This is a genomic window from Pseudomonas sp. B21-048 (genome assembly GCF_024748615.1).
Taxonomy (GTDB): domain Bacteria; phylum Pseudomonadota; class Gammaproteobacteria; order Pseudomonadales; family Pseudomonadaceae; genus Aquipseudomonas.
Window position 1 is genome coordinate 32,679 of the sequence record NZ_CP087168.1, and the last position, 23,457, is coordinate 56,135.

Annotated in this window: 20 protein-coding genes and 1 pseudogene; 13 read left to right on the top strand and 8 right to left on the bottom strand. The window is 59.1% G+C overall.

The window, feature by feature from the left end:
- Positions 1-82: 82 nt before the first annotated feature.
- Entirely contained in the window at positions 83-1,015 is a 933-nt protein-coding gene (choX, locus tag LOY56_RS00145) for a choline ABC transporter substrate-binding protein (RefSeq protein ID WP_258618546.1), read from the bottom strand.
- Between the two features lie 16 nt (positions 1,016-1,031).
- Entirely contained in the window at positions 1,032-2,546 is a 1,515-nt protein-coding gene (gene betC / locus LOY56_RS00150; RefSeq protein ID WP_258618548.1) for a choline-sulfatase, read from the bottom strand.
- 114 nt (positions 2,547-2,660) lie between these two features.
- On the opposite strand from betC, the gene LOY56_RS00155 reads away from it, so the two are divergent.
- Positions 2,661-3,611 (top strand): choline sulfate utilization transcriptional regulator, encoded by a 951-nt coding sequence (locus LOY56_RS00155; RefSeq protein WP_258618550.1) that lies wholly within the window; start codon positions 2,661-2,663, stop codon positions 3,609-3,611.
- Positions 3,612-3,631: 20 nt separating this feature from the next.
- Here LOY56_RS00155 and LOY56_RS00160 read toward each other — a convergent pair whose 3' ends face one another.
- Positions 3,632-4,294, bottom strand: coding sequence for an NAD(P)-dependent oxidoreductase (locus LOY56_RS00160; protein ID WP_258618552.1), 663 nt, complete (start codon positions 4,292-4,294; stop codon positions 3,632-3,634).
- An 83-nt stretch (positions 4,295-4,377) separates the two neighbouring features.
- On the opposite strand from LOY56_RS00160, the gene LOY56_RS00165 reads away from it, so the two are divergent.
- Positions 4,378-4,704, top strand: coding sequence for a DOPA 4,5-dioxygenase family protein (locus LOY56_RS00165; protein ID WP_258618553.1), 327 nt, complete (start codon positions 4,378-4,380; stop codon positions 4,702-4,704).
- Here LOY56_RS00165 and LOY56_RS00170 read toward each other — a convergent pair whose 3' ends face one another.
- Positions 4,705-5,106, bottom strand: a complete 402-nt coding sequence (locus LOY56_RS00170; protein WP_258618554.1) for a GFA family protein — start codon at positions 5,104-5,106, stop codon at positions 4,705-4,707.
- Between the two features lie 320 nt (positions 5,107-5,426).
- Here LOY56_RS00170 and LOY56_RS00175 point away from each other — a divergent pair, with 320 nt between their 5' ends.
- The 9 genes from LOY56_RS00175 (at position 5,427) to LOY56_RS00215 (ending at position 15,763) form a co-directional block, all read left to right on the top strand.
- A complete protein-coding gene (locus tag LOY56_RS00175; protein WP_123720078.1) occupies positions 5,427-6,734 on the top strand; it encodes a CitMHS family transporter in 1,308 nt (435 codons plus the stop codon).
- An 86-nt stretch (positions 6,735-6,820) separates the two neighbouring features.
- Positions 6,821-7,588 carry a TerC family protein gene (locus tag LOY56_RS00180; protein WP_258618557.1) on the top strand — a complete coding sequence of 256 codons (768 nt, stop codon included), beginning with the start codon at positions 6,821-6,823 and terminating at the stop codon, positions 7,586-7,588.
- Between the two features lie 212 nt (positions 7,589-7,800).
- Positions 7,801-9,459, top strand: a complete 1,659-nt coding sequence (locus tag LOY56_RS00185; RefSeq protein ID WP_258618558.1) for a Na/Pi cotransporter family protein — start codon at positions 7,801-7,803, stop codon at positions 9,457-9,459.
- Between the two features lie 56 nt (positions 9,460-9,515).
- Positions 9,516-10,895 carry a pitrilysin family protein gene (locus tag LOY56_RS00190; RefSeq protein WP_258618566.1) on the top strand — a complete coding sequence of 460 codons (1,380 nt, stop codon included), beginning with the start codon at positions 9,516-9,518 and terminating at the stop codon, positions 10,893-10,895.
- A gap of 273 nt (positions 10,896-11,168) precedes the next feature.
- A complete protein-coding gene (locus LOY56_RS00195; RefSeq protein WP_258618568.1) occupies positions 11,169-12,197 on the top strand; it encodes a DUF2914 domain-containing protein in 1,029 nt (342 codons plus the stop codon).
- A 54-nt stretch (positions 12,198-12,251) separates the two neighbouring features.
- Positions 12,252-13,400 carry an ABC transporter permease gene (locus LOY56_RS00200; RefSeq protein WP_258618570.1) on the top strand — a complete coding sequence of 383 codons (1,149 nt, stop codon included), beginning with the start codon at positions 12,252-12,254 and terminating at the stop codon, positions 13,398-13,400.
- On the top strand, positions 13,397-14,200 hold the full coding sequence (locus tag LOY56_RS00205) for an ABC transporter ATP-binding protein (protein WP_008007958.1): 804 nt from the start codon (positions 13,397-13,399) through the stop codon (positions 14,198-14,200). Before LOY56_RS00200 ends, LOY56_RS00205 begins: the two co-directional genes overlap by 4 nt.
- 1 nt (position 14,201) lies before the next feature.
- Positions 14,202-15,140 (top strand): MlaD family protein, encoded by a 939-nt coding sequence (locus LOY56_RS00210; protein WP_258618578.1) that lies wholly within the window; start codon positions 14,202-14,204, stop codon positions 15,138-15,140.
- The gene (locus tag LOY56_RS00215) at positions 15,137-15,763 is read left to right on the top strand and encodes an ABC-type transport auxiliary lipoprotein family protein (RefSeq protein ID WP_258618580.1); all 627 of its coding nucleotides are present in this window, start codon (positions 15,137-15,139) and stop codon (positions 15,761-15,763) included. Before LOY56_RS00210 ends, LOY56_RS00215 begins: the two co-directional genes overlap by 4 nt.
- Positions 15,764-15,789: 26 nt before the next feature.
- On the opposite strand, the pseudogene LOY56_RS00220 reads toward LOY56_RS00215, so the two are convergent.
- The 4 genes and pseudogenes from LOY56_RS00220 to LOY56_RS00235 form a co-directional block, all read right to left on the bottom strand.
- Positions 15,790-17,020 (bottom strand): annotated as a pseudogene (locus LOY56_RS00220) (nucleoside recognition domain-containing protein).
- 219 nt (positions 17,021-17,239) lie between these two features.
- A complete protein-coding gene (gltP, locus tag LOY56_RS00225) occupies positions 17,240-18,571 on the bottom strand; it encodes a glutamate/aspartate:proton symporter GltP (RefSeq protein ID WP_258618582.1) in 1,332 nt (443 codons plus the stop codon).
- A 784-nt stretch (positions 18,572-19,355) separates the two neighbouring features.
- On the bottom strand, positions 19,356-19,520 hold the full coding sequence (locus LOY56_RS00230; protein WP_003177151.1) for a DUF1328 domain-containing protein: 165 nt from the start codon (positions 19,518-19,520) through the stop codon (positions 19,356-19,358).
- A gap of 71 nt (positions 19,521-19,591) precedes the next feature.
- A complete protein-coding gene (locus LOY56_RS00235; RefSeq protein ID WP_258618583.1) occupies positions 19,592-19,876 on the bottom strand; it encodes a hypothetical protein in 285 nt (94 codons plus the stop codon).
- A 425-nt stretch (positions 19,877-20,301) separates the two neighbouring features.
- Here LOY56_RS00235 and algB point away from each other — a divergent pair, with 425 nt between their 5' ends.
- Entirely contained in the window at positions 20,302-21,648 is a 1,347-nt protein-coding gene (gene algB / locus LOY56_RS00240) for a sigma-54-dependent response regulator transcription factor AlgB (protein ID WP_258618584.1), read from the top strand.
- 10 nt (positions 21,649-21,658) lie between these two features.
- On the top strand, positions 21,659-23,449 hold the full coding sequence (locus LOY56_RS00245; RefSeq protein ID WP_258618586.1) for an ATP-binding protein: 1,791 nt from the start codon (positions 21,659-21,661) through the stop codon (positions 23,447-23,449).
- Positions 23,450-23,457: the final 8 nt, after the last annotated feature.

The window sequence follows — 23,457 nt, forward strand, 5'->3', positions numbered from 1 at the left end:
TCTGCGTGGGAATGCCGCCATGGACGCTCTGCGTCCGCTTCGGGATGTGACGCGGAGCGTGGGAACGATCAAGTGGTAGCAGTTAAAGTTTGGCTTTGACCGCCGGCAACGCATCCTTCCCGTCCACGGTCTTCACACCGTCCAGCCACTTATCCAGCACCGCCGGATTGGCCTTGATCCACGCCTTGGCCGCCTCGGCATTGCTGACCTTTTTGTTCACCGCCTCGGCCATGATGCTGTTCTCCATTTCCTGGGTAAAACTCAGGTTGGTGAGCAGTTTGCCGACGTTCGGGCAGGCCTGTGCATAACCTTTGCGGGTCAGTGTATAAACGCTGCCGGTGTCGCCGAAGTACTTCTCGCCGCCTTTCAGGTAATGCATTTTCAGCTGCACGTTCATCGGGTGGGGCGTCCAGCCGAGGAAGGTCACGAACTTCTGTTTCTTCACCGCGCGAGACACTTCGGCCAGCATCGCCTGCTCGCTGGATTCGACCAGCTTCCACTGGCCCATATCGAAGTCATTCTTCTTGATGATCTCTTGCAGCGAAATGTTTGCCGGGGCGCCGGAGCCGATGCCATAGATCTTTTTGTCGACTTCTTTTGGGTGTAGCTCGGCGTACTTGTTCAAGTCGTTAAAGTTATGCACACCCGCATCCCAAACGTAATCCGGGACCGCCAGCGTGAATTCGGTGCCGTCGAGGTTCTTCGCCAGTTGCGTAACGTCGCCGTTGGCCACGAACTTGTCGTAGAAGCCCTGCTGCGCCGGCATCCAGTTACCGAGGAATACGTCCACCTGGCCATCCTTCAGACCGCCAAAGGTGATCGGTACTGCCAGCGTGTCGACCTTGGCCTTGTAGCCCATGCCGTCCAGCAGAAACCCGGTGATGGCGTTGGTTGCAGCAATGTCGCTCCAGCCAGGGTCGGCCATTTTCACCGTCTCGCAGCTTTGCTCGGCATAAGCCGAGGCGCTGCCCAGAGCCAGAAGCCCGACCGTCAGTACTGTGGATAACCTTTGCATGGACTTCCCCTTAACGTTATTGGTTTTGGCAGGGTTGTGGATAACGTGCTTTACGTTCCAGATCGTCGAGGTCGATGTGGTTGCGCATGTACTGCTGACTGGCGTCCACCAGCGGCTGGTGATCCCAGCTCTTCAGCTTGCCAATGGTCAGGGCGTCGGCGACGAAACGCCGGCGTCGCTGACTGGCGAGCACCTGTTGGTGGATCGCCGGGATATCCCATTTGGCCCGCGCTTCGGCGAGAAACTCATCAAATAGCTGCCGATGTTGCGGCGATTGGCTGAGTTCTTCCTGTTCCTTGGGGTCGTTATGTACATCGAAGAGTAGGCAAGGGTCGTCTTCGCTGTAGATGAATTTGTAGGCGCCCCGGCGAATCATCATCAACGGGCTGATGGTGCCTTCGGCCATGTACTCGCCGAAAACTTCATCGTGACCGCCCTGCCCTTGCAGGTGCGAAACCAGCGAGCGGCCGTCCAGCGGCAGACCCGGTTCCAGAGAGCCGCCGGCCAGTTCGACAAAGGTCGGCAACAGATCGGCAGTGGACACCGCCGCGCTGACCCGCCCGGCCCCGAATTGCCCTGGTGCACTGATCAACAGCGGTACACGGGCAGCCATTTCGTACCAGTGCATTTTGTACCAGAGGCCGCGCTCGCCGAGCATGTCGCCGTGATCCCCGGAGAACACAATGATGGTGTCGTCGATAAGGCCGGTTTCCTCGAGTGTTTGCAGGAGTTTGCCGACGTTGCTGTCGATATAGCTGCACGCACCGAAGTAGGCGCGACGCGCGTCGCGAATCTTATCCACAGGCAGCGGCTTGTTCCACAGGTCATAGACCTTGAGCAGACGCTGGGAGTGAGGATCAAGTTGATCCTGCGGGGGTGTTTCGGGCAAAGGGATGTCGGCATCGTCGTACATATCCCAGAAAGCTTTAGGAATCGTGTACGGATCGTGTGGGTGAGTCATCGATACGGTCAGGCAGAACGGCTGATCGCCATCCTCGCGGATGTGGTCGAACAAATATTGCTGAGCCTTGAACACCACCTCTTCGTCGAAATCCAGCTGATTGGTGCGCACGCAGGGCCCGGCTTGCAGCACCGATGACATGTTGTGGTACCAGGTTGGGCGCACATCGGGCTCATCCCAGTTCACCGACCAGCCGTAATCGGCCGGGTAGATGTCGCTGGTCAGGCGTTCTTCATAGCCGTGCAACTGGTCCGGGCCGCAGAAATGCATCTTGCCCGATAGCGCGGTGTGATAACCGAGGCGACGCAGGTAGTGGGCATAGGTTGGAACGTCGGCGGGGAAATCGGCCGCGTTGTCGTAGGCGCCGATCTTGCTCGGCAACTGACCGCTGACCAGGGTGAAACGCGACGGCGCGCAGAGTGGGCTGTTGCAGTATGCGGCGTCGAACACCACGCCTTCGGCGGCGAGGCGGCTGAGATTCGGCAGTTTGATCGGTGAAGGGCCGTAGAACGGCAACATTGGCGCGGCCATCTGATCGGCCATGATGAAAAGAATATTTTTGCGCTTCATGTGATCGCGGCATTCCATAGTGGATATTTATGCGAGAGTGCTGTGATCGAGCATGGAGTCCATACTCTTTGTGGTAAAGCCCATGCCAGGCAATGACTAGGATAAGCACAGCTTATGTATGACGCCCTCGGTGATTTGTCCCTGGACCTGCTGCGTGCCTTTGAAGCCGCAGCCCGGCAACGCAGCTTCACCGCCGCCGCGGTGGAGCTCGGCACCACGCAACCGGCCATCAGTCAGCAGATCAAACGACTGGAGGAACAGCTTGCGACACGGTTGTTCGACCGTATCTATCGCGGTATTGAGTTGACTGAGGCCGGGACTATTCTGTTTGAGCAAGTTCAGCTCGGTTTGCAGAATATCGATGCAGGATTGAGCGCAATCAGCGCACAACAACAGCACGAAGTGTTGCAGGTGGCCACTGACTTTGCCTTCGCTGCGTACTGGCTGATGCCGCGTCTGCACCGCTTCCATACCGCCAACCCTCAAGTGGACGTCAGCCTGGTTACCAGCGAACGCAGCCACAACATGCTGCGCACCGACATCGATGTGGCGGTGCTGTTCGGCGATGGCCGGTTCAAGCAAGGCGAGAGCCACTGGCTGTTCAGCGAAGAGGTGTTCCCGGTATGCAGCCCGCTGCTATTGAAGGACCGTGCCCTGCCCTTGCCGGCTCAGGTCTTGCTGGAATTTCCGCTGCTGCACCTGCGAGGCGAGAACAGCAGCAACTGGTTCGACTGGAGCGGTGTGTTTCGCGAGCTGGGGATCACCTCGGCCCCAGCGCCGGGGCAACTGCGCTTCGACAACTACACCTTGCTGATTCAGGCGGCGATTGGCGGTCAGGGCGTTGCAATCGGATGGCGGCACCTTGTGGATAACTTGTTGGCGCAAGGTCTGTTGTGTCGCCCGATTGCCGATACGGTGATTTCCAGGCTGGGCTATTACGTGGTCCTGCCCCAGCGCAAACGGCGTGGGGCGTTGATTCAGCTGTTTGTGGATTGGTTGATGGCGGAACAGGCTAGCAGTGCGCAATCGCTCAATGGTCTTCCGTTACCCTCGATTGCGGTGTGAACGGGTTCGGACGATTTTTACTATTCCGACGTCGCAATAAAACTCACATGCTCACCAACATGCAGGTTCAGGTGCAGCTCATCGGCAATTCCTACGGCTACCCTGTTCAGTTGTTCCAGCACTGCGGCCAGACCCGGTTCCAGGCTACTGCTGACGTGACTGAAATGCTCGATGGTCAGCCCGGGCACGCGGCGTGGTGCATTCACCAAGGTCCAGTGCAACGAGCTGCTTTGCAGAGCCTCGCGGATTTCTTCGGCGGCGTGGCGTTGCAACGGGTCTTCTATTTCCGGGTCGTCCAGCACCTCGAAATCGCCCACCACAAACAAGCGGGCAATGCCTGCGGCCTGCATGCCGTCGATCAGTGCATCCACCGCCAGCACCTCCTCGACCGGGCCGGGCACTATGGATTTTTCGATGTGTTCACTGTTCATCGGCAACCCTGGCGCATCGAGCAGGCAGATCACCGCCGAACAGCCGGCCACGCTTTGCTTGACCCGCTTGGCATCGAACAGGTCACCCGCCTTGGTGCGTAAACCCGGGCGCGGCGCGAGCGCGTTCAAGTCATCGATAATCGCGATCACTTCATGCTTGCGCCGCAGCATTTCAGCCATCAGCGCACTGCCCAGGCTACTCATGGCACCATAAAGCACCACCTTCACCACCGGGGTTTCGGCATTTTTCATGGCTGTGCTCCGTACTTCCTGCCTATATAACGTGAGACCTGCGGGGAATGGTGTGGGTTCGACCAGGTTTAAAGGGGTTTCAGATGCGACAGATCAAGGGCTACCACGCCCATGTCTATTTCGACGCCAGCACCCTCCCGCAGGCACGGGCCTTGTGTGAGCAGGCAGCGCAATTGTTTCCGCTGAAGATGGGCCGCGTGCACGAGCGCCCGGTCGGCCCACATCCAGACTGGAGCTGCCAATTGGCTTTCGAGCCGCAACACCTCGGCGCGGTGTTGCCGTGGCTGGCGCTCAACCGCAAGGGATTAGTGATATTCCTGCATCCGGACACGGGCGACGATCTGCTCGACCACACCGAACACGCGATCTGGATGGGCGCGATTCGGCCGCTGAACCTGTCCATTTTCTGATCAGAGTTGTTCCTCGGCCTCACCGGGCAAGTGCTCGTCCAGATGCAGCCACGGCAAACGACTGTCGGTCCAGATATGCCGCTCGGCCGGGGCCTGCTCGGGATGGTCGAGGGTGGCGATAGTCACATCGATGCTCTCGGGGCTGAGCGTTGTCTCCAGCGCCAGTTGCGCCCCGCAGTTGCGGCAGAAATATCGCACGCAAGTAGGCGAAGACTCGTACCGGGACGGCGTACCCGCCATCCATTTAAATGCTGAGGCGGGCACCGTGATCCAGGTGGTCACGATCCCGCCGCTGACCCGTCGGCAAATCGAGCAATGGCAATGAGCGATGTCGTGCAATGGCCCGCTGAATTGATAGCGCATTTGTTCGCAGTGGCAACCGCCGGTGTGAAGTTCGCCCATGTCTTTTGCTCCTGACCCGTGTTTACGGACTCTCAATCCGGCCGACGACCGGTTGTACATTCGGTCAATGCTTTCACTCGCGAAAGCTGGCTGAAAGCTTCCCCGATTAGGATCGCCCTCACTGCCGGCAACAGACCGGTTGGCCAATGCGAGTGTTTTATCGCCCGCCCGGTCCATTTAACAACAACAATGGTGATCCTGATGTCCTCTCCTATCCGCCTCTTCGCTGCAACTCCGCCCGTACGCCTCGTGCTTCCCGTTCTGCGCTGACCTCATCCGGTTCGCCCATTTACTAGCCGCGCTACGCCTGGAGTATTCCTATGCTGACTTTCCTTGGCTTCGCCATGGTCATCACGTTCATGTTCCTGATCATGACCAAGCGCCTGTCCGCGCTGATCGCCCTGATCATCATCCCGATCATCTTCGCCCTGTTCGGCGGCTTCTCGCCGAAGATCGGCCCGATGATGCTAGAAGGCATCACCAAACTCGCGCCGACCGGCGTGATGCTGATGTTCGCCATTCTCTACTTTGCCCTGATGATCGACTCCGGCCTGTTCGACCCCGCCGTGCGCAAGATCCTCAAACTGGTCAAGGGCGACCCGTTGAAAGTTTCGGTCGGAACCGCCGTACTGGCGCTCGTCGTTTCCCTTGATGGTGACGGCGCGACCACTTATATGATCTGCGTGGCCGCCATGCTGCCGCTCTACAGCCGCATCGGCATGAGCCCGCGGATCATGGCCGGTCTGATCATCCTCGCCGGTGGCGTGATGAACATGACCCCTTGGGGTGGTCCGACGGCTCGTGCGGCCAGTGCGCTGCATGTCGACCCGTCCGACATCTTTGTGCCAATGATCCCGGCAATGCTGGCCGGCGTGGTGGCGATCCTGGCGATTGCCTACTTCTACGGTAAACGCGAGCGTGCGCGTCTGGGTGAATTGCATCTGGTCGGTGATGAAGTCGATCACAGCGAAATCAGCGTTTCGCAGTTCCCGGATGCCCGTCGTCCAAAGCTGATCTGGTTCAACGGCGCGCTGACCCTGACGCTCATGGGTACGCTGATCGCCGGTCTGTTGCCACTGCCGGTGCTGTTCATGGTGGCGTTCAGTATCGCGATGATCGTCAACTACCCATGCCTGCAACAGCAGAAGGACCGCGTCGCGGCCCATGCCGGTAGCGTGCTGGCGGTGGTCGGGTTGATCTTTGCCGCGGGTATCTTCACCGGTATCCTGTCGGGCACCGGTATGGTCGATGCCATGTCGAAAAGCCTGCTGGCGGTCATCCCGGATTTCCTCGGCCCGTACCTGGCCGTGATCACCGCGCTGGTGAGCATGCCGTTCACGTTCTTCATGTCGAACGATGCATTTTATTACGGCGTGTTACCGGTACTTGCCGAAGCTGCCAGTCATTACGGTATAACCGCGGTGGAAATGGCACGTGCCTCGATCGTCGGTCAGCCCGTCCACTTGCTGAGCCCGCTGGTACCATCGACCTACCTGTTGGTGGCCCTGGCCGGTATCGAATTCGGTGACCATCAGCGGTTCACCTTGAAGTGGGCAGTGCTGGTTTGCCTGTGCATACTGGTCGCTGCGTTGCTGATGGGGATTTTTCCGCTGTTCAGCACTCTATAAGCCCAAGACTCACCATGACGGGTCCAGGCTTTGTTGTTTGAAGCCTGGGCCCTTTGTGGTTTAAACACTCGCTCAAAGGAATACACATGGAATGGCTGACCAACCCTGAAATCTGGGTTGCCTTCTTCACCCTGACTGCCCTGGAGATCGTCCTGGGCATCGACAACATCATCATGATCTCGATCCTGGTCAGCCGCATGCCCAAGCACATGCAGGCGCGCACCCGGATCTTCGGCCTGGCGCTGGCCATGATCACGCGGATCCTGTTGCTGCTGTCGATCACCTGGGTCATGCGCCTCACCGCAGACCTGTTCGAAGTCTTCGGCCAGGGTATTTCCGGGCGTGACCTGATCCTGTTCTTCGGTGGTCTGTTCCTGCTGTGGAAGAGCTCGCAAGAGATGTACCACGCGCTGGAAGGTCAAGATGAAATCGGCGACGAGCCTTCGGGCAAGGGCGGCAATTTCCTGTACACCATCATCCAGATCGCGATCATCGACATCGTGTTCTCGCTGGACTCGGTGATCACGGCGGTGGGCATGGTGTCCCACGTACCGGTCATGGTCGCGGCGATTGTCGTTGCAGTGCTAGTGATGATGTGGGCTTCTGGCACCATCAGCGACTTCATCGACAAGCACCCGTCGCTGAAGATGCTGGCGCTGTCGTTCCTGTTGCTGGTGGGTACCGTGCTGATTGCCGAATCGCTCGACGTGCACTTGCCAAAAGGCTACGTCTACTTTGCTATGGCGTTCTCGTTGGCGGTGGAAGCGATCAACATCAAGATGCGCACCGCGATGATGAAAAAGAAGAAGCAGCAAGAGCCAGTGAAACTGCGCAAGGATGTTCCGGGTCAGTAACCTGAACACCCTGCTATGACAAAGGGGCCTTCGGGCCCCTTTGTCATGTCTGCAGCAAACTGTTTTCATGACAGTTTTGTTTCAATCGCCTCTTTAGCTATGCGATGCTGGCGTCCAGACCGTTAGCCAACTACAGCTTAAGTACAGAACGTAGAAAACGCGCGGCACCGTTGACTTGCCCCACTGGGGCGCTACCACCACAGGGGGCCTGCATGCTCACCCTGCTCAATTTGTTATCAGCCGTGACCTTGTTGATCTGGGGCACGCACATCGTCCGAACCGGCATCCTTCGGGTTTATGGTTCCAACTTGCGTCACGTGATCGCCCATAACATGTCCAGGCGCTGGCTGGCGTTTGTCGCCGGGATCATGGTGACCGCCATGGTCCAGAGCAGCAATGCCACCGCCATGCTCGTGACCTCGTTTGTCGGTCAGGGCCTGATGGCGCTGACGCCGGCCCTGGCGACCATGCTCGGCGCCGACGTCGGTACCGCGCTGATGGCGCGGGTACTGACCCTCGACTTGTCATGGCTGTCGCCGCTGCTGATTTTTCTTGGGGTGATTTTCTTTCTGTCGCGCAAGCAAACCCGGGTCGGGCAGATGGGCCGGGTCAGCATTGGTCTGGGACTGATTATTCTGGCGCTGCAACTGATCGTCGAGGCCGCCGCGCCGATCACTCAGGCGCAAGGGGTGAAGGTCATCTTCGCCTCCCTGACCGGCGATATCTTGCTCGATGCTCTGGTCGGCGCGCTGTTCGCAATGATTTCCTACTCCAGCCTGGCTGCCGTTTTGCTGACCGCGACTCTCGCCGGTGCCAGCGTGATCAGTTTGCCAGTGGCCATCGGCCTGGTGATCGGCGCGAACATCGGCAGCGGCATTCTCGCTTTCCTCAGCACCAGCATGCAGAACGCGGCCGGCCGTCAGGTGGCGCTTGGCAGCCTGTTGTACAAACTGATCGGCCTGCTGCTGATCATTCCGGTGCTCGACCCGTTGGTGCACTGGATCGACAGCTTCGATTTCAGTGCTCAGGAAATGGTCATCGGCTTTCACCTGCTCTACAACACCGCGCGCTGCCTGATCCTGTTGCCCAGCGTAGGGCCGATGGCCAAGCTCTGTGCGTGGTTGCTGCCAGAGCGGCCGGACATCAATGGCACGGCCAAACCGCGGCATCTCGACCCGACCGCCTTGGTCACGCCTAGCCTGGCGCTGGCCAATGCCGCCCGGGAAACCCTGCGTATTGGCGATCTGGTCGACAGCCTGCTCGAAGCCATGCTCGACGTGCTGCGCGGCAAACAGACCGCCGTCACCCAGGAAATTCGTCGCCTGACCGATGATGTCGAAGCGCTCTACAGCGCCATCAAACTCTATCTGGCACAAATGCCCCGCGAAGACCTCAGCGAGCAGGACAGTCGGCGCTGGGCGGAAACCATCGAGCTGGCGATCAACCTGAAACTCTCCAGCGACCTGATCGAACGCATGCTGCGCAAGGTTCAGCAGCAGAAAACCTCGCAACGCCGGTCTTTTTCCGAGGTGGGCCTGGAGGAGTTGGCGGGGCTGCACAGTCAGCTGATTGCCAACCTGCGTCTGGGGTTGTCGGTGTACCTCAGTTCCGACCCGGAAAGTGCCCGCCAGTTACTGCGTGAGAAGCGTCGCTTTCGCGCACAGGAGCGCCGCCTGGCCCACGCTCATGTCAGCCGTTTAAACCGTAAGATCGTGCAAAGTATCGAGACCAGTTCGCTGCATCTGGAACTGATTGCTGACATGAGACGCTTGAATTCGCTGTTCTGCAGCAGTGCCTATGCGGTGTTGGGCACTTCGGACACCGGCGCTCTGGCGGTCGACGATTTGACTGACATCACTCATTCACCCTGAACGTCCACAGTTGCCTGAAGTCTGTTGAACTTACGCTGGTCGTACGGAAACTCGTTATGCGTTGTCTGCTCTTCGCTTGTCTGTTGCTCGGTTCACTGCCTTCAATTGCCCTGGATCGCTTTCAGGTCGAGGGCTACACGTTGCGAAACGGCCTGCAATTGGTCCTCAAACCGGGCACCGAGCGCGGGCATGTGGCGATCCGGTTGGTGGTTGGCGTAGGCCTGGATGATTTCAGCTGTGCCGACAAGGAGCTGCCGCACCTGCTCGAACATTTGCTGTTCAGCGGCATCGACGCCACCGGCGAAGGCGGTCTGGAAGAGCGCATGCAGGCTCTGGGCGGTGAGTGGAATGCCTACACAAGCAATGCCGACACGACTTTCGTCATCGAAGCCCCGGCGAAAAACCAGCGCAAGGTCCTCGACCTGTTATTGGCGCTGCTGACCCAGACCCGTATCGACGACAATGCGATCAACGTCGCCAAGCAAGTGGTCGAGCGCGAAGACGGTGGTCATTACTCGCACCTGCAACGCTGGCTGGATCGCCAGGACCTGGGGCACACCGCGAGTAATCAGTTGGCGGTGGAGCTGGGCCTCAAATGCCCCGAGCGCGCGCAAGTCGATCACCTGACCCGCGAGCAACTGGAGAAGGTGCGCAAGGCCTGGTACGCGCCCAACAACATGACCCTGATCGTGGTCGGCGATCTCGACCGCCTGCTGCCGGCCTATCTGGAACGGGCCTATGGCGCACTCGAATCGGTTGAGCCTAGCGCTCACCTGCCGCTGCCAGACATTCAGGCCAGCGCGGCCCACGAGCGCAATTTGAGTAACGGTTTCGTCGGCGGCGGTGCCAAGTTGCATTGGCTGGTGCCGGAGCCGGTGCTGGAAGACCAGCACGACGAAACCTTCGACCTGCTCAAGGACTATCTGGACTGGGCGCTCTATCGCCAATTGCGCCTGGCCCATGGATTGTCCTACGGGCCCTCGGCCGAGCGCGAGGTATTTGGCGGGGTGGGCTTCATGAGCCTGAACGCCGACCTTGATCGCGACGAGGTGTTGGCTGCTGAACAGGTGCTGGATGAGCTTAAAGCCGATCTGCTCAAGAACGGCCTCGACGCCGCCACCTTCTCCCGTCTCAAGCAAGCCGCTATCGCTCGCCAGGCCTGGGCCGTGCAAGGCAACAGCGCCCTGGCGGACTATTACTGGAGCGCCCTTGGCGACTACGAGGACGGCCATTTCGTCAACCCGGCCAAGGCGCTGCAAGACGTGACTCTGCCCGAGGCGAACAAGGCAATGCGCGAGTTGCTGCTGCAACCGGGGTATCTGCGGATCGAGAAGCCGCTGGTGAGTTATGACCAGGTGATGTGGGCGATTGTCGGGGGATTTGGGTTGATGGTGCTTGGAATATTGGGTTGGCGTGTTCACCGCACAAAGCAATGATTTCCCTGTGGCGAGGGAGCTTGTCGGAACGCCGCACCGTCCCGTTGGGCTGCGAAGCGGCCCTGAAAAACGGCACCCCCGCACCCCGGTTTATCAGACACACCGCATTCACCGATATTGCGACTGCTGCGCCCGAACGCGGACCGGCCGGCGGGAGCAAGCTCCCTCGCCACAGGGTTTTGGGTTCGATCAAAGTGACCGCAAGCCTCGCCACACCGCCTCCCGGGCGGTACCCTGTCGAGGATGTTCCCCACGACTATTGTGAATCGCCGAATGCCGAATCTGACCCTGTACGTACAGCGCATCATCGAATTGATGAAGCGCTATCCCGGGGTCATTGCGCTCGGCGGTTTCATCTCCGGGGTCGGCAGCTTCATGCTGGTGGATCGTCAACAGGGGCTGGCGACCTGGATCACCACCATCATGCTGGTCAGCTGGGTCTGGCTGATGCTGGAAAACAGCCTCACCAAGCTGTTCGCCAAGGTCTTCAAGCGCGAAATACCCCAGCCCTTGCTGCGTTACGCGACGCAGATGATCCATCAGGAAAGCCTGTTCTTCGTCCTGCCGTTCTTTTTAATCACCACCACCTGGAACAGCGGCCAGTTGTTCTTCACTGGATTACTGAGCATGGCGGCGCTGATTTCGATCATCGACCCGCTCTATTACAAATGGCTGGCACCGCGCCGCTGGGCGTTCCTGGCGCTGCATACCCTGACTCTGTTCGCGGCCCTGCTGACCGCCCTGCCCGTCATCCTGCACCTGACCACCGCCCAGAGCTTCAAGCTGGCGCTTGGCATTGCCATGGTGCTGTCGTTCCCGAGCCTGGCCTCGATCTTCCCGATTCGCACTGTGCGCAATGCGTTGGCGATCCTCAGTATCACCGTCGGCATCGGCGCCGCCGGTTGGGTGCTGCGCTCGTGGGTTCCGCCGGCGACCCTGTGGATGACCGAAGTGGCGATCAGCACCCAAATGCAGGATCGAACCCCCGGCAAGAGTCTGGAAGAAGTCAGCGCCGAACAGATTCGCGGAGGTGGGCTATACGCGTACACCGCGATCAATGCCCCGCGGGGGCTGGCCGAACGGATTTATCACGTCTGGATGTTCAACGGTAAGGAAGTCGACCGAATCCCGCTGGATATCAACGGCGGGCGCAAGGAAGGCTACCGCGCCTGGACCCACAAGCAGAACTTCCCCGGTAATCCCGCCGGCAAATGGCAGGTCCGGGTGCTCACCGAAGACGGCCAGTTGATCGGCGTGTTGCGCTTCAAGGTCATGGACAGCACACCCGTCAAAGAAAAGTAACGCGGTTCGTGCTATTAGTCAGATCTGCGTAATAGCCGAACAAGCACGGAGCTTATGACTAGCAGCACAATGCCTGGCAGTGCCCGACTGGACACCTCGCACAGCCCTGCCCTGTTGCGGGTCACGGGTGACTGGACGCTCGCCCATTATGCCGATCTCAGCCGCCTGAGCGAAAAGCTCCGTGGCCAATACGACAACAACACCCACATCGATCTCAATGGCCTCGGCGCGCTCGATACGGCGGGTGCGTCATTGCTGGTGGAGCTGCTGGGGGCCGAGCGTCTGGGCAAATCTGCCGAACATCCCGAGTGCACCCTTTCTTCCGCCGATCGCGCCTTGTTGCAGACGGTGTACTGCTCACTCACCGATTTCTGTGTGCCGATCAAAGAGCCGGAAATCAGCGTCGGCATTCAACTGCTGACCCGCATCGGCCGCGCGGTCGACGCGGTCTGGCAGGACACGTTGCAACTGTTGGGTTTCGTCGGCCTGATCCTGGAAACCATCGCTCGCGGGTTGTTTCGTCCCAAGCGCTGGCGCCTCACGCCGATGGTCGCTCACATCGAACAAACTGGTCTCGATGCCGCGCCCATCGTCGCCCTGCTGACCTTTCTGGTGGGCGCTGTGGTGGCGTTTCTCGGGGCGACGGTGCTGGCGAGTTTTGGCGCGAGTATTTTCACCGTGGACCTAGTGGCGTTCTCTTTTCTGCGGGAGTTCGGCGTGTTGCTCACGGCGATCCTGATGGCCGGCCGCACCGCCAGCGCGTTCACCGCGCAGATCGGTTCGATGAAGGCCAATGAAGAAATCGACGCGATCCGCACCCTCGGCCTCGACCCAATGGAGTTGCTGGTCGTACCTCGCGTCCTGGCGTTACTGGTGGCGTTGCCGATGTTGACCTTTCTGGCGATGGTGTCAGGGATTGTCGGCGGTGGCGTAGTCTGCGCGCTGTCGCTGGATATCTCGCCGGCGATGTTCCTGTCACTGCTGCAATCGGACATTGGCGTTCAGCACTTTCTGGTGGGGATCGTCAAAGCGCCGATTTTTGCGTTCCTGATTGCCGCCATCGGCTGCCTCGAGGGCTTCAAGGTCAGCGGCAGCGCCGAGTCCGTCGGCGCGCACACCACGTCCAGTGTGGTGCAGTCGATTTTCGTGGTGATCGTGCTCGACGCCGTGGCTGCGTTGTTTTTCATGGAGATGGACTGGTGAGTCGTTTACCCCGAGCGCCTTCAGAGGCGGTGATCGAAGTCCGTGGGTTGTGCAATCGCTTCGGCCGCCAGAGCGTGCACGAGAACCTCGACCTGGACTTGTACAAGGGCGAGATTCTGGCGGTGGTCGGCGGTTCCGGCAGCGGCAAATCGGTGCTGCTGCGTAGCATTGTCGGCCTGCGTCAGCCCAGCGAAGGGCTGGTGAAGGTCTTCGGCAAGAACTTGCCGAGCCTGTCGGAACACGAGCGCTCGCTGGTCGAACGGCGGTTCGGTGTGTTGTTCCAGAAAGGTGCCTTGTTCTCTTCGCTCACCGTGACCGAGAACGTCGCCCTGCCCCTGATTGAACACGCCGGCCTGAGCCGTGCCGACGCCGAGCATCTGGCGGCAGTGAAAATGGCGTTGGCCGGGCTACCGTTGTCGGCGGCTGACAAATACCCTGCTTCATTGTCCGGCGGCATGATCAAGCGCGCAGCCCTGGCCCGTGCCTTGGCCCTGGACCCTGACATCCTGTTTCTCGACGAACCCACCGCCGGTCTGGACCCGATTGGCGCCGCGAGTTTCGATCAACTGATCCTGACCCTGCGCGATGCCTTGGGCCTGAGTGTGTTTCTGGTGACCCACGACCTCGACACGCTCTACACCATCACTGACCGGGTGGCAGTGCTGGCGCAGAAGAAAGTGCTGGTGGCGGACGCCATCGACAAGGTGTCGGAAACCGATGATGCGTGGATTCATGAATACTTCCATGGCCCTCGCGGCCGCGCGGCGCTGACGGCCGCTAACCAGCTCAACGAGGTCTGACATGGAAACCCGAGCCCATCACGTATTGATCGGCCTGTTCACCGTCATAGTGGTGGCAGGCGCCCTGCTCTTCGGTCTGTGGCTGGCCAAGTCCAGCGTTGATACCGAATTCAAGGATTACGAAATCGTCTTCAACGAGGCGGTCAGCGGTTTGTCCAAGGGCAGCGCGGTGCAGTACAGCGGGATCAAGGTCGGCGACGTGGTGATGCTGCGCCTGGACCCGAACGATCCGCGCCGGGTGTTGGCGCGGATTCGCCTGGGCGGAGACACTCCGATCAAAGAAGACACCCAGGCCAAGCTGGCGCTGACCGGGATCACCGGGACCTCGATCATCCAGCTCAGCGGCGGCACGCCGCAAAGTCCGACCCTCAAGGGCAAGGACGGCAATTTGCCGACAATCGTTGCGTCGCCCTCGCCCATTTCCCGGTTGATGAATGACAGTAACGATCTGATGGAGGGCGTGAACGTGTTGATGCACAACGCCAATCAGTTGTTTTCCTCGGAGAACGTCGCGCGTATCAGCAGCACCCTCGAGAACCTGGAACAAACCACCGGCACCATCGCCGACCAGCGCGGGGACATTCGTCAGGCGATGCAGCAACTGGCTTCGGTTGGCAAGCAGGCCAGCGCCACCCTGGAACAGACCACCGCGTTGATGCGCAACGCCAACGGCCTGCTCAACGATCAGGGCAAGCAGATGTTCGGCAGTGCCGAGCAAGCCATGAAGTCCCTGGAACAAAGCAGCGCGACCATCAACACGTTGCTCTCCGCCAATCAGGATTCCCTCAACAGCGGCATGCAGGGCCTCAATGGCCTGGCGCCGGCGGTGCGTGAGCTGCGCGATACCTTGAGTTCGCTGCGAACCATTTCCCAGCGGCTTGAGGCCAACCCCAGCGGTTATCTGCTGGGCAATGACAAGAACAAGGAGTTCACGCCATGAAACTGCCTCATATCGCCCTCCTCGCCGGTTTTGCGTTGGTCGCTTCCTGTTCGATTTTCCCCAAGACCGAGCCGTCCGATGTCTATCGACTGCCGTCGGCACAGAGCGACGCGTCGGCCCAACGCGCTACGCCACAGCGCTGGTCGTTACGGCTGGCCAAGCCGCAGACCAGCGAAGCCTTGAACAACCCGAAAATTGCCGTAATCCCTCAGGGTGATCTGATCAGCAGCTACAAGGCTTCACGCTGGAGCGATCCGGCACCGGTGCTGTTGCGCAATCGTCTGTTCGATGGTTTCCAGCGTGACGGTCGGGTGCCGTTGCTCAGCACCGATGACAGCAATTTCCAGGCAGACCTGGAACTGGGCGGCAACCTGCAAGCGTTCCAGACCGAGTACCAGGGCACGGCGGCGAGCGTGGTCGTGCGCCTGGATGCGTTGTTGGTGCGTGGGTATGACCAGCGAATCCTCGCCAGTCGACGCTTTGAAGTGCGTCAGCCGTTGAGCGATGTGAAGGTGCCGGCGGTGGTGAGCGGTTTTGGCTTGGCCAGCGACCAGTTGACGGCGCAGGTGGTGGCTTGGACGGTGGAGCAAGGTCAGAAGGTTGCGCCGCCGCTGAGGCCTTGACGCCACCGCTCCCACAGGTTTTTTGGTTAACCGAAGAACCAGTAACAGACGCCGATCGCGCCGAGAACGCCGGCAAGTTCGGCCAGCAACGCACACCCCACCGCATGCCGTGCACGCTGAATGCCCACCGCGCCGAAGTACACCGCCAACACATAGAAGGTCGTTTCGGTACTGCCCTGAATCGTCGCCGCCACCAGCGCCGGGAAGCTGTCTACCCCTTCGGTCTTCATGGTTTCAATCAGCATCGCCCGCGCGGCGCTGCCGGAGAAGGGTTTGACCATGGCCGTCGGCAGCGCATCGACGAAACGCGTGTCCCAACCGGCCCACTCCACCAGATGCCGAATCCCGTCCAGACCGAAATCCAGCGCTCCGGATGCTCGCAGCACGCCCACGGCACAGAGCATCGCCACCAGATACGGCAGCAGGTTCTTGGCCACGTCGAAGCCTTCTTTGGCGCCTTCGATGAACGCCTCGTAGACCTTCACTTTGCGTAATGCGCCGATCACCAGAAACAGCATGATCAGCCCGAACAGCGTCAGGTTGCCGAGGATCGATGACAGGCTCGCCAGAGCGGTCGCCGAGAGCGTCGCCAGCAACGCCATGAAAGCGCCGAGGGCCAAGGCACCGGGTATGAGGTAAGCGAGCACTACCGGGTCCCACAGGCGCAGACGCTGCATGAACGCCACCGACAACAGACCGACCAGGGTCGAACAACTGGTCGCGAGCAGAATCGGCAGGAACACCAAGGTCGGATCGGGCGCGCCTTGCTGGGCGCGGTACATGAAGATCGTCACCGGCAGCAGGGTCAGGGAGGAGGCGTTGAGTACCAGGAAGAGGATTTGCGCGTTGCTGGCGATGGTGTCGCTGGGGTTGAGCTCTTGCAGCGCCTTCATGGCTTTGAGGCCGATCGGCGTGGCGGCGTTGTCCAGGCCCAGGCCGTTGGCGGCGAAGTTCAGGGTGATCAGGCCGATGGCCGGGTGACCGGCCGGCACTTCCGGCATCAGGCGCAGGAACAATGGGCCCAGCGCCTTGGCCAGCCATTCGACGATCCCTGCCTTTTCGGCAATCCGCAGAAAAACCCAGCCAGAGGGTGAGGGTGCCGAACAGCAGGACCATGACCTCGACCGACAATTTGGCCATGGCGAAAATGCTCTCCACCATCGCCGCAAAGATCCCGGCGTTACCGCCGATCAGCCATTGCGCCAGCGCCGAAACGGCAGCCACGATGAAGAAGCCAAGCCACAGGCCATTAAGCATCAGTCAAATCCCCCGGAAGTTGCGGCGAATGATAGCGGGGTAGTCAGAAACGACAAACCCCGGATTTCTCCGGGGTTTGTTTAGTACTGCTAGCAAAAGACCAATGTGGGAGCGGCGGTGCGACGATTCGACTTGCTCGCGAAGAGGCCGGAACATTCAACATCTCTGTTGACTGATCCGCCGCTTTCGCGAGCAAGCCCGCTCCTACAGGTTTTTGCGTCAGTTGTTGGAAATCTCGCCAACCGGCAGCTTTTCCTTGCAGCGCCAGTGCGGCAGGGAGTTCCAGTAGCGCTCGCCCTTGGCGTCGTCGTACATACCTTCCCAACGTGCGATGACCAGCACGGCCAAGGCATTACCAATCACGTTCAGCGCGGTACGGGCCATGTCCATGATGCGGTCGACACCGGCGATGAACGCCAAGCCTTCCAGCGGAATACCAACGCTGCCCAGGGTGGCCAGCAGTACCACGAAGGACACACCCGGTACGCCGGCGATGCCTTTGGAGGTGACCATCAGGGTCAGCACCAGCAGCAATTGCTGGCTGATCGACAGGTCGATGCCGTAGAGCTGGGCAATGAAGATCGCCGCGATGCTCTGGTACAGGGTCGAACCGTCGAGGTTGAACGAGTAGCCGGTCGGTACTACGAAACTGCAAATGGCTTTCGGTGCGCCGTAGGCTTCCATCTTCTCGATCACGCGCGGCAGCACGGTTTCGGAACTGGCGGTGGAGTAGGCCAGCACCAGCTCATCCTTGAAGATGCGCATCAGCTTGATCACCGAGAAGCCGAACAGGCGAGCGATCAGGCCCAGCACCACGAAGGCGAAGAAGGCGATGGCGACGTAAACCAGGATCACCAGTTTGGCCAGCGGTATCAGAGAGGCGAAGCCGAAGTTGGCCACGGTCACCGCGATCAGTGCGAAAACGCCGATCGGGGCGTAGTTCATGATCATGTGGGTGACTTTGAACATGCTTTCCGACACGCCCTGGAACATCTTCACCAGCGGCTCGCGCAGGTCCGATTGCAGGCTCGACAGACCGAGACCGAACAATACGGAGAAGAAGATGATCGGCAGCATCTCGCCGCGGGCCATGGCCGCGAAGATGTTCGACGGGATCAGGTTGAGGATGGTTTCGATGAACGCATGTTCATGCTGAACCTCGGCGGCAGTGGCCTGGTACTTGGAAATATCCACGGTACCCAGGGTGCTCATGTCGATGCCGGTGCCCGGATGGAACACGTTGGCCAACACCAGACCGACCACGATGGCAATGGTGGTGACGATCTCGAAGTAAATGATGGTCTTCAGGCCGATACGCCCGAGCTTCTTCGCGTCGCCGACACCTGCAATACCGACGATCAGCGAAGAGATCACGATCGGGATCACAATCATCTTGATCAGACGGATAAAGATATCGCCTGCTGGTTGCAGGACGTTGCTGATCCACCAGGCTTTTTCGGCACTGAAATGGTTGAGCAGCGCACCGATTGCAATCCCCAATACCAGACCGATGAGGATCTGCCAGGCGAGGCTAAGCTTTGCCTTCTTCATATCTTTACCCTTACTTGCGTTTGACTCAGGCCGATGCATGAACTGAAACGCTCAATGGCGAACAAGTCTTGCATCGGCCCCCGTATAAGGTCCCCGCGAGCGAGCATTTACAGCTCTCAGGCAGCGAAAAAGGCGCAACTATTCCGATGCGGGGAAGCGCCGTCTAATGCCGTAAACGCCTACCCTATGCCGAATCGGCATGAGATTTTTCCATTGAAACCCACGTCACAAGCGGTTCGGAGACGACATTCAGGCGGGCATAAGTGCCGAGAACCGGCCATTTCAGCGCAGATCAATGTTTCTTAATTAAACGAAATTTTAGGAAAAGGCCTACGTTTGAGGGCGAATGATCTTCTCGGAAAATTGGGCGCTTTCTCGATATACGGTCACGAAGAAACATCCTGAACCGGTTTTGCGGGGAATATGCAGCAAGAACAGATGAGCTGAATGCTCTAGATCAACGTTTGCACGTTGAAGCTCTCCGCAAGTTCGTCGAGTCGCTCTAACCCCGGCGAACTTGCGTCGCAGCTTTGCCTGACCCGGCCCCTACGCGGGCACTCCCTGTACCCGTAGGTCACTCCGACCCTGACGCAGTCAGAACGTCCCGGCCCCTTGGTCATGCGTCTACCGTCCTCGGGTAGCGCAGTGGGAAGAAGCGCTGTGGCCTCTTTCGTGTTTCGAACTCAGTACTCGTCAGGCATTGAGCAATTCATTGGCCGCCATCACCGTGGCACTGCCGCCCAGAAGCAGGGCGGCTGCCAGTGTCTTAAACGAAATGCTCATGTCAGCCTCGACCGCGGCGGCCAAAGAAGAAGGAAGCAATGAACATCACCAGGAACACGACAAAGAGAATCTTGGCGATACCCGTGGCGGTGCCCGCGATACCACCGAAGCCCAGTACTGCAGCGATGATGGCAATGATCAAGAATGTGATTGCCCAGCTCAACATGGTGATTCTCCTTACGCTTCTATTTAAAGGTGTTGCGTTTCCCGGCGCGTGGAGCACGCCAAGTTCGTTTGTTAAAACACCCAGCGTTCCTGACGAAGCGTCTCATCGACAGGCTGGGCCTGGTCGACGTCCATCATTCGTATCGGATCGCTGTCAGCCAGGTTGCTACTGACGCTAAAGCGGGTTTGAGGGGCGTGTGTCATCGACAGGTGCGGCGACTCTGGCTGCTGGCTCTGTTCCCAACGCAAGAATTGCTGGCCGCCAACCAAGGTAATCAACAACCCCAGCAAGACAAACAAGCCTTGCTGAATGAGCAGTGGTGAAATATGCAATGGGGCGGCACTTTGGCGATTCATCCTGAAGTCCTCCCTCGCTGGGTCATTTGGCGGACATTGGCTCTCTGATTACCCAGACTCCTGCAGCGTGCATGCCACCTCAATTGGCTGAATTAATCCGATTAAAATCAATAAATTACTTGAGTTGTGAAAACCGTTTTAGACGCATCCTGCACGATGGCCCTTTTGAAGTCGTGCGTAATGCACGATGAACTTGCCGGAAACTTTCAATTTTTTTGGAATTGAGGGAAGGACTTGGATGTCAGAAAGGGACGCAGGCAATCGACGAAGAGTGGTTGTTTAATAAAAGACTAATAGATCAGTGAGTTATCTTAATACCCAGAAGATAGCTCCCCTGGTTTGGCTGGAATCGACCACAATCAATCATGCAACTTGCCCGATTTTTCCGGGCTTAACTCAGGTCTCAATTAAAGGAGCGTAGGAACATGGAATCAGCCACTGAGCATCAAGGCCGCATTCTGCTGGTAGACGACGAGTCTGCCATCCTTCGAACCTTTCGCTACTGCCTTGAAGACGAAGGTTACAGCGTGGCCACCGCGACCAGCGCGGCTCAGGCCGAGGCTTTGTTGCAACGCCAGGTTTTCGATCTGTGCTTCCTCGATTTGCGCCTGGGTGAAGACAATGGCCTGGATGTGTTGGCCCAGATGCGTGTGCAGGCGCCCTGGATGCGAGTGGTGATCGTCACTGCTCACTCGGCCGTGGACACCGCCGTGGATGCGATTCAGGCTGGCGCCGCCGACTATCTGGTCAAACCTTGCAGCCCCGATCAGTTGCGTCTGGCCACCGCCAAGCAGCTGGAAGTGCGGCGGCTTTCGGCGCGCCTGGAAGCCCTCGAAGGGGAAGTGCGCAAACCCAAAGAGGGCCTGGATTCCCACAGTCCGGCCATGAAAGTGGTGCTCGAAACCGCGCGCCAGGTCGCCAGCACTGACGCCAACATTCTGCTTCTCGGCGAATCCGGCACAGGTAAAGGTGAGCTGTCACGGGCCATTCACGGCTGGAGCAAACGCCAGAAGAAATCCTGCGTGACCGTCAACTGCCCATCCTTGACGGCAGAGCTAATGGACAGCGAACTTTTCGGACACAGCCGTGGCGCGTTCACCGGGGCCAGCGAAAGCACCTTGGGTCGTGTTAATCAAGCCGATGGCGGAACGTTGTTTCTTGATGAGATCGGCGATTTTCCCCTCACCTTGCAGCCAAAATTGCTGCGTTTCATTCAGGACAAGGAATACGAACGCGTGGGCGACCCGGTGACCCGTCGCGCCGACGTGCGAATCCTCGCAGCGACTAACCTCAATCTGGAAGACATGGTTCGTGATGGTCGTTTTCGTGAAGACTTGCTCTATCGCCTGAACGTCATCACCTTGCATTTGCCGCCGCTTCGCGAGCGCAGGGAAGATATTCTGAACCTGGCTGACCGATTCCTGGCGCGTTTCGTCAAGGAATACTCGCGCCCGGCCCGGTGTTTCAGCGACGAGGCTCGCGAAGCACTGCTCAGTTACCGCTGGCCGGGCAACATTCGCGAGCTGCGCAACGTGGTGGAGCGCGCGAGTATTATTTGTCCGCAGGAACGGGTCGAACTCAGCCATTTGGGCATGGCCGAAACGCCGAGCAACCATACGCCGCGCATCGGGGCTGCGTTGAGCCTGGATGAGTTGGAGAAAGCTCACATTGGCGCGGTCCTCGCCACGGCCGACACGCTGGATCAGGCGGCCAAGACCTTGGGTATCGACGCTTCGACTCTGTACCGCAAACGCAAGCAGTACAACCTGTGAGTGCTACCCGATGAAACTGGCGATGACGTTGCGCACCCGGCTGTTTCTGAGTATTTCCGCGCTGATTACGGTGGCGCTGCTGGGGCTCTTGCTCGGGCTGGTCAGCGTGATGCAGATGGCAGGGACTCAAGAAGCCCTCATTCGTGAAAGCTTCGTCAAGCTGGATCTGGGATTGAAGCTGCGTCAGACCTTGGGTGATCAACTGATCATTGTGCTGGGCGAGAATCCTGATCCGGCGGCATTCGAGGCCTCCAGGCAGCATTCCCTCCAATTGCTTGACGAAGCCATTGCTCATGAGCCATCCAGTGAGGGTGTCGAGTATGGTTTCAAAAAAGCCAAAGCTGATTATCAGAGTTTGCTGCAAGTTTTTGATCTTTCCCGTGTTCCGGTACAGGTACTGAGTGACGGCGGGGATTTGACGGAAAAATTCAACGCGCTGCGCAACGGTTTGATCGCCGAACAGAAGCGTGCGCTGGATAACATCAGCGAAACTGAGCAGCGGGCTCGAGAGCGAGCGTTGTTGATTGCCGGATTGCTTGGGTTGGTCGGAGTGGCAGTGCTATTTATCGGCTTCATTACCGCCCATGCGCTTGCACGACGTTTCGGGGCTCCGATCGAGGCTTTGGCGGCGGCGGCTGACAACATTGGCCAAGGCAATTTCGAAGTGACCCTGCCCATTTCCTCCGCTGTAGAAATGAACCAGCTGACCCGACGTTTCGGCATCATGGCCGAGGCTCTGCGAGAGCACCAGGCTATCAATATCGACGAGTTGCTCGCCGGTCAGCAACGTTTGCAGGCGGTGCTCGACAGCATCGACGACGGTTTACTGATTATCGACCGTCAAGGTCATCTGGAACACCTTAACCCGGTGGCTCAGCGCCAGCTAGGCTGGGACACTGATCGTCTTGGCCAAGGGTTGGGCACTGCGCTCGAACGTCCCGAACTGGATGAGCAACTGCAACTGGTGTTGCGCGGCGGCACCCTGGAACGAGCACCAGATGACCTGAGCATTGAGGTCGATGGCGAGTCGCGATTGCTGACGTATAGCCTGACCCCGGTCAGCCATACCCAGGGTCATATTCTCGGCGCCGTGATGGTGTTTCATGATGTCACTGAACAGCGCGCCTTCGAGCGGGTGCGCAGTGAGTTCGTCTTGCGCGCCTCCCATGAATTGCGCACACCGGTTACCGGAATGCACATGGCATTCGGCCTGTTTCGCGAGCGAACGCATTTTGCCGAAGACTCCCGCGAAGCCGACCTGCTGGATACCGTCAACGAAGAGATGCAGCGTCTGATGCAGTTGATCAACGACCTGCTGAATTTCTCGCGGTATCAGAATGGCCTGCAAAAACTTGTGCTGGCACCTTGCTCCATCGAAGACTTGCTGGATCAGGCTCAAATACGTTTTGCCGGCGTCGCGCAGGAGAAGGGCATTGAGCTGCTGGTGGAAGTGCAGGGACCGTTGCCGCGGCTGCAAGCCGATCAGGCGCAACTGGAGCGGGTGCTCGACAACCTGATCGACAACGCCTTGCGCCATACCTCCCATGACGGCCTGATACGTTTGCAGGCCCGGCGCCATGGGGAGCGGATGATTATCAGTGTCGAGGATAACGGCGAAGGCATTGCCTATGGCCAGCAGGGACGGATCTTCGAGCCCTTTGTTCAGGTGGGTCGTAAAAAGGGCGGTGCCGGGCTTGGTCTGGCGCTGTGCAAGGAAATCGTGCAGCTGCATGGCGGGCGAATGGGGGTATATTCGCGGCCGGGGCAGGGCACGCAGTTCTACATGGCGCTGGCGATATAATCCGCAGC

What these genes read in the sequence shown, in the direction of transcription:
- choX (WP_258618546.1), bottom strand. Translation starts at nt 1,015, where the DNA reads ATGCAAAGGTTATCCACAGTACTGACGGTCGGGCTTCTGGCTCTGGGC.
- betC (WP_258618548.1), bottom strand. Translation starts at nt 2,546, where the DNA reads ATGAAGCGCAAAAATATTCTTTTCATCATGGCCGATCAGATGGCCGCG.
- LOY56_RS00155 (WP_258618550.1), top strand. Translation starts at nt 2,661, where the DNA reads ATGTATGACGCCCTCGGTGATTTGTCCCTGGACCTGCTGCGTGCCTTT.
- LOY56_RS00160 (WP_258618552.1), bottom strand. Translation starts at nt 4,294, where the DNA reads ATGAAAAATGCCGAAACCCCGGTGGTGAAGGTGGTGCTTTATGGTGCC.
- LOY56_RS00165 (WP_258618553.1), top strand. Translation starts at nt 4,378, where the DNA reads ATGCGACAGATCAAGGGCTACCACGCCCATGTCTATTTCGACGCCAGC.
- LOY56_RS00170 (WP_258618554.1), bottom strand. Translation starts at nt 5,106, where the DNA reads ATGGGCGAACTTCACACCGGCGGTTGCCACTGCGAACAAATGCGCTAT.
- LOY56_RS00175 (WP_123720078.1), top strand. Translation starts at nt 5,427, where the DNA reads ATGCTGACTTTCCTTGGCTTCGCCATGGTCATCACGTTCATGTTCCTG.
- LOY56_RS00180 (WP_258618557.1), top strand. Translation starts at nt 6,821, where the DNA reads ATGGAATGGCTGACCAACCCTGAAATCTGGGTTGCCTTCTTCACCCTG.
- LOY56_RS00185 (WP_258618558.1), top strand. Translation starts at nt 7,801, where the DNA reads ATGCTCACCCTGCTCAATTTGTTATCAGCCGTGACCTTGTTGATCTGG.
- LOY56_RS00190 (WP_258618566.1), top strand. Translation starts at nt 9,516, where the DNA reads ATGCGTTGTCTGCTCTTCGCTTGTCTGTTGCTCGGTTCACTGCCTTCA.
- LOY56_RS00195 (WP_258618568.1), top strand. Translation starts at nt 11,169, where the DNA reads ATGCCGAATCTGACCCTGTACGTACAGCGCATCATCGAATTGATGAAG.
- LOY56_RS00200 (WP_258618570.1), top strand. Translation starts at nt 12,252, where the DNA reads ATGACTAGCAGCACAATGCCTGGCAGTGCCCGACTGGACACCTCGCAC.
- LOY56_RS00210 (WP_258618578.1), top strand. Translation starts at nt 14,202, where the DNA reads ATGGAAACCCGAGCCCATCACGTATTGATCGGCCTGTTCACCGTCATA.
- LOY56_RS00215 (WP_258618580.1), top strand. Translation starts at nt 15,137, where the DNA reads ATGAAACTGCCTCATATCGCCCTCCTCGCCGGTTTTGCGTTGGTCGCT.
- gltP (WP_258618582.1), bottom strand. Translation starts at nt 18,571, where the DNA reads ATGAAGAAGGCAAAGCTTAGCCTCGCCTGGCAGATCCTCATCGGTCTG.
- LOY56_RS00230 (WP_003177151.1), bottom strand. Translation starts at nt 19,520, where the DNA reads ATGTTGAGCTGGGCAATCACATTCTTGATCATTGCCATCATCGCTGCA.
- LOY56_RS00235 (WP_258618583.1), bottom strand. Translation starts at nt 19,876, where the DNA reads ATGAATCGCCAAAGTGCCGCCCCATTGCATATTTCACCACTGCTCATT.
- algB (WP_258618584.1), top strand. Translation starts at nt 20,302, where the DNA reads ATGGAATCAGCCACTGAGCATCAAGGCCGCATTCTGCTGGTAGACGAC.
- LOY56_RS00245 (WP_258618586.1), top strand. Translation starts at nt 21,659, where the DNA reads ATGAAACTGGCGATGACGTTGCGCACCCGGCTGTTTCTGAGTATTTCC.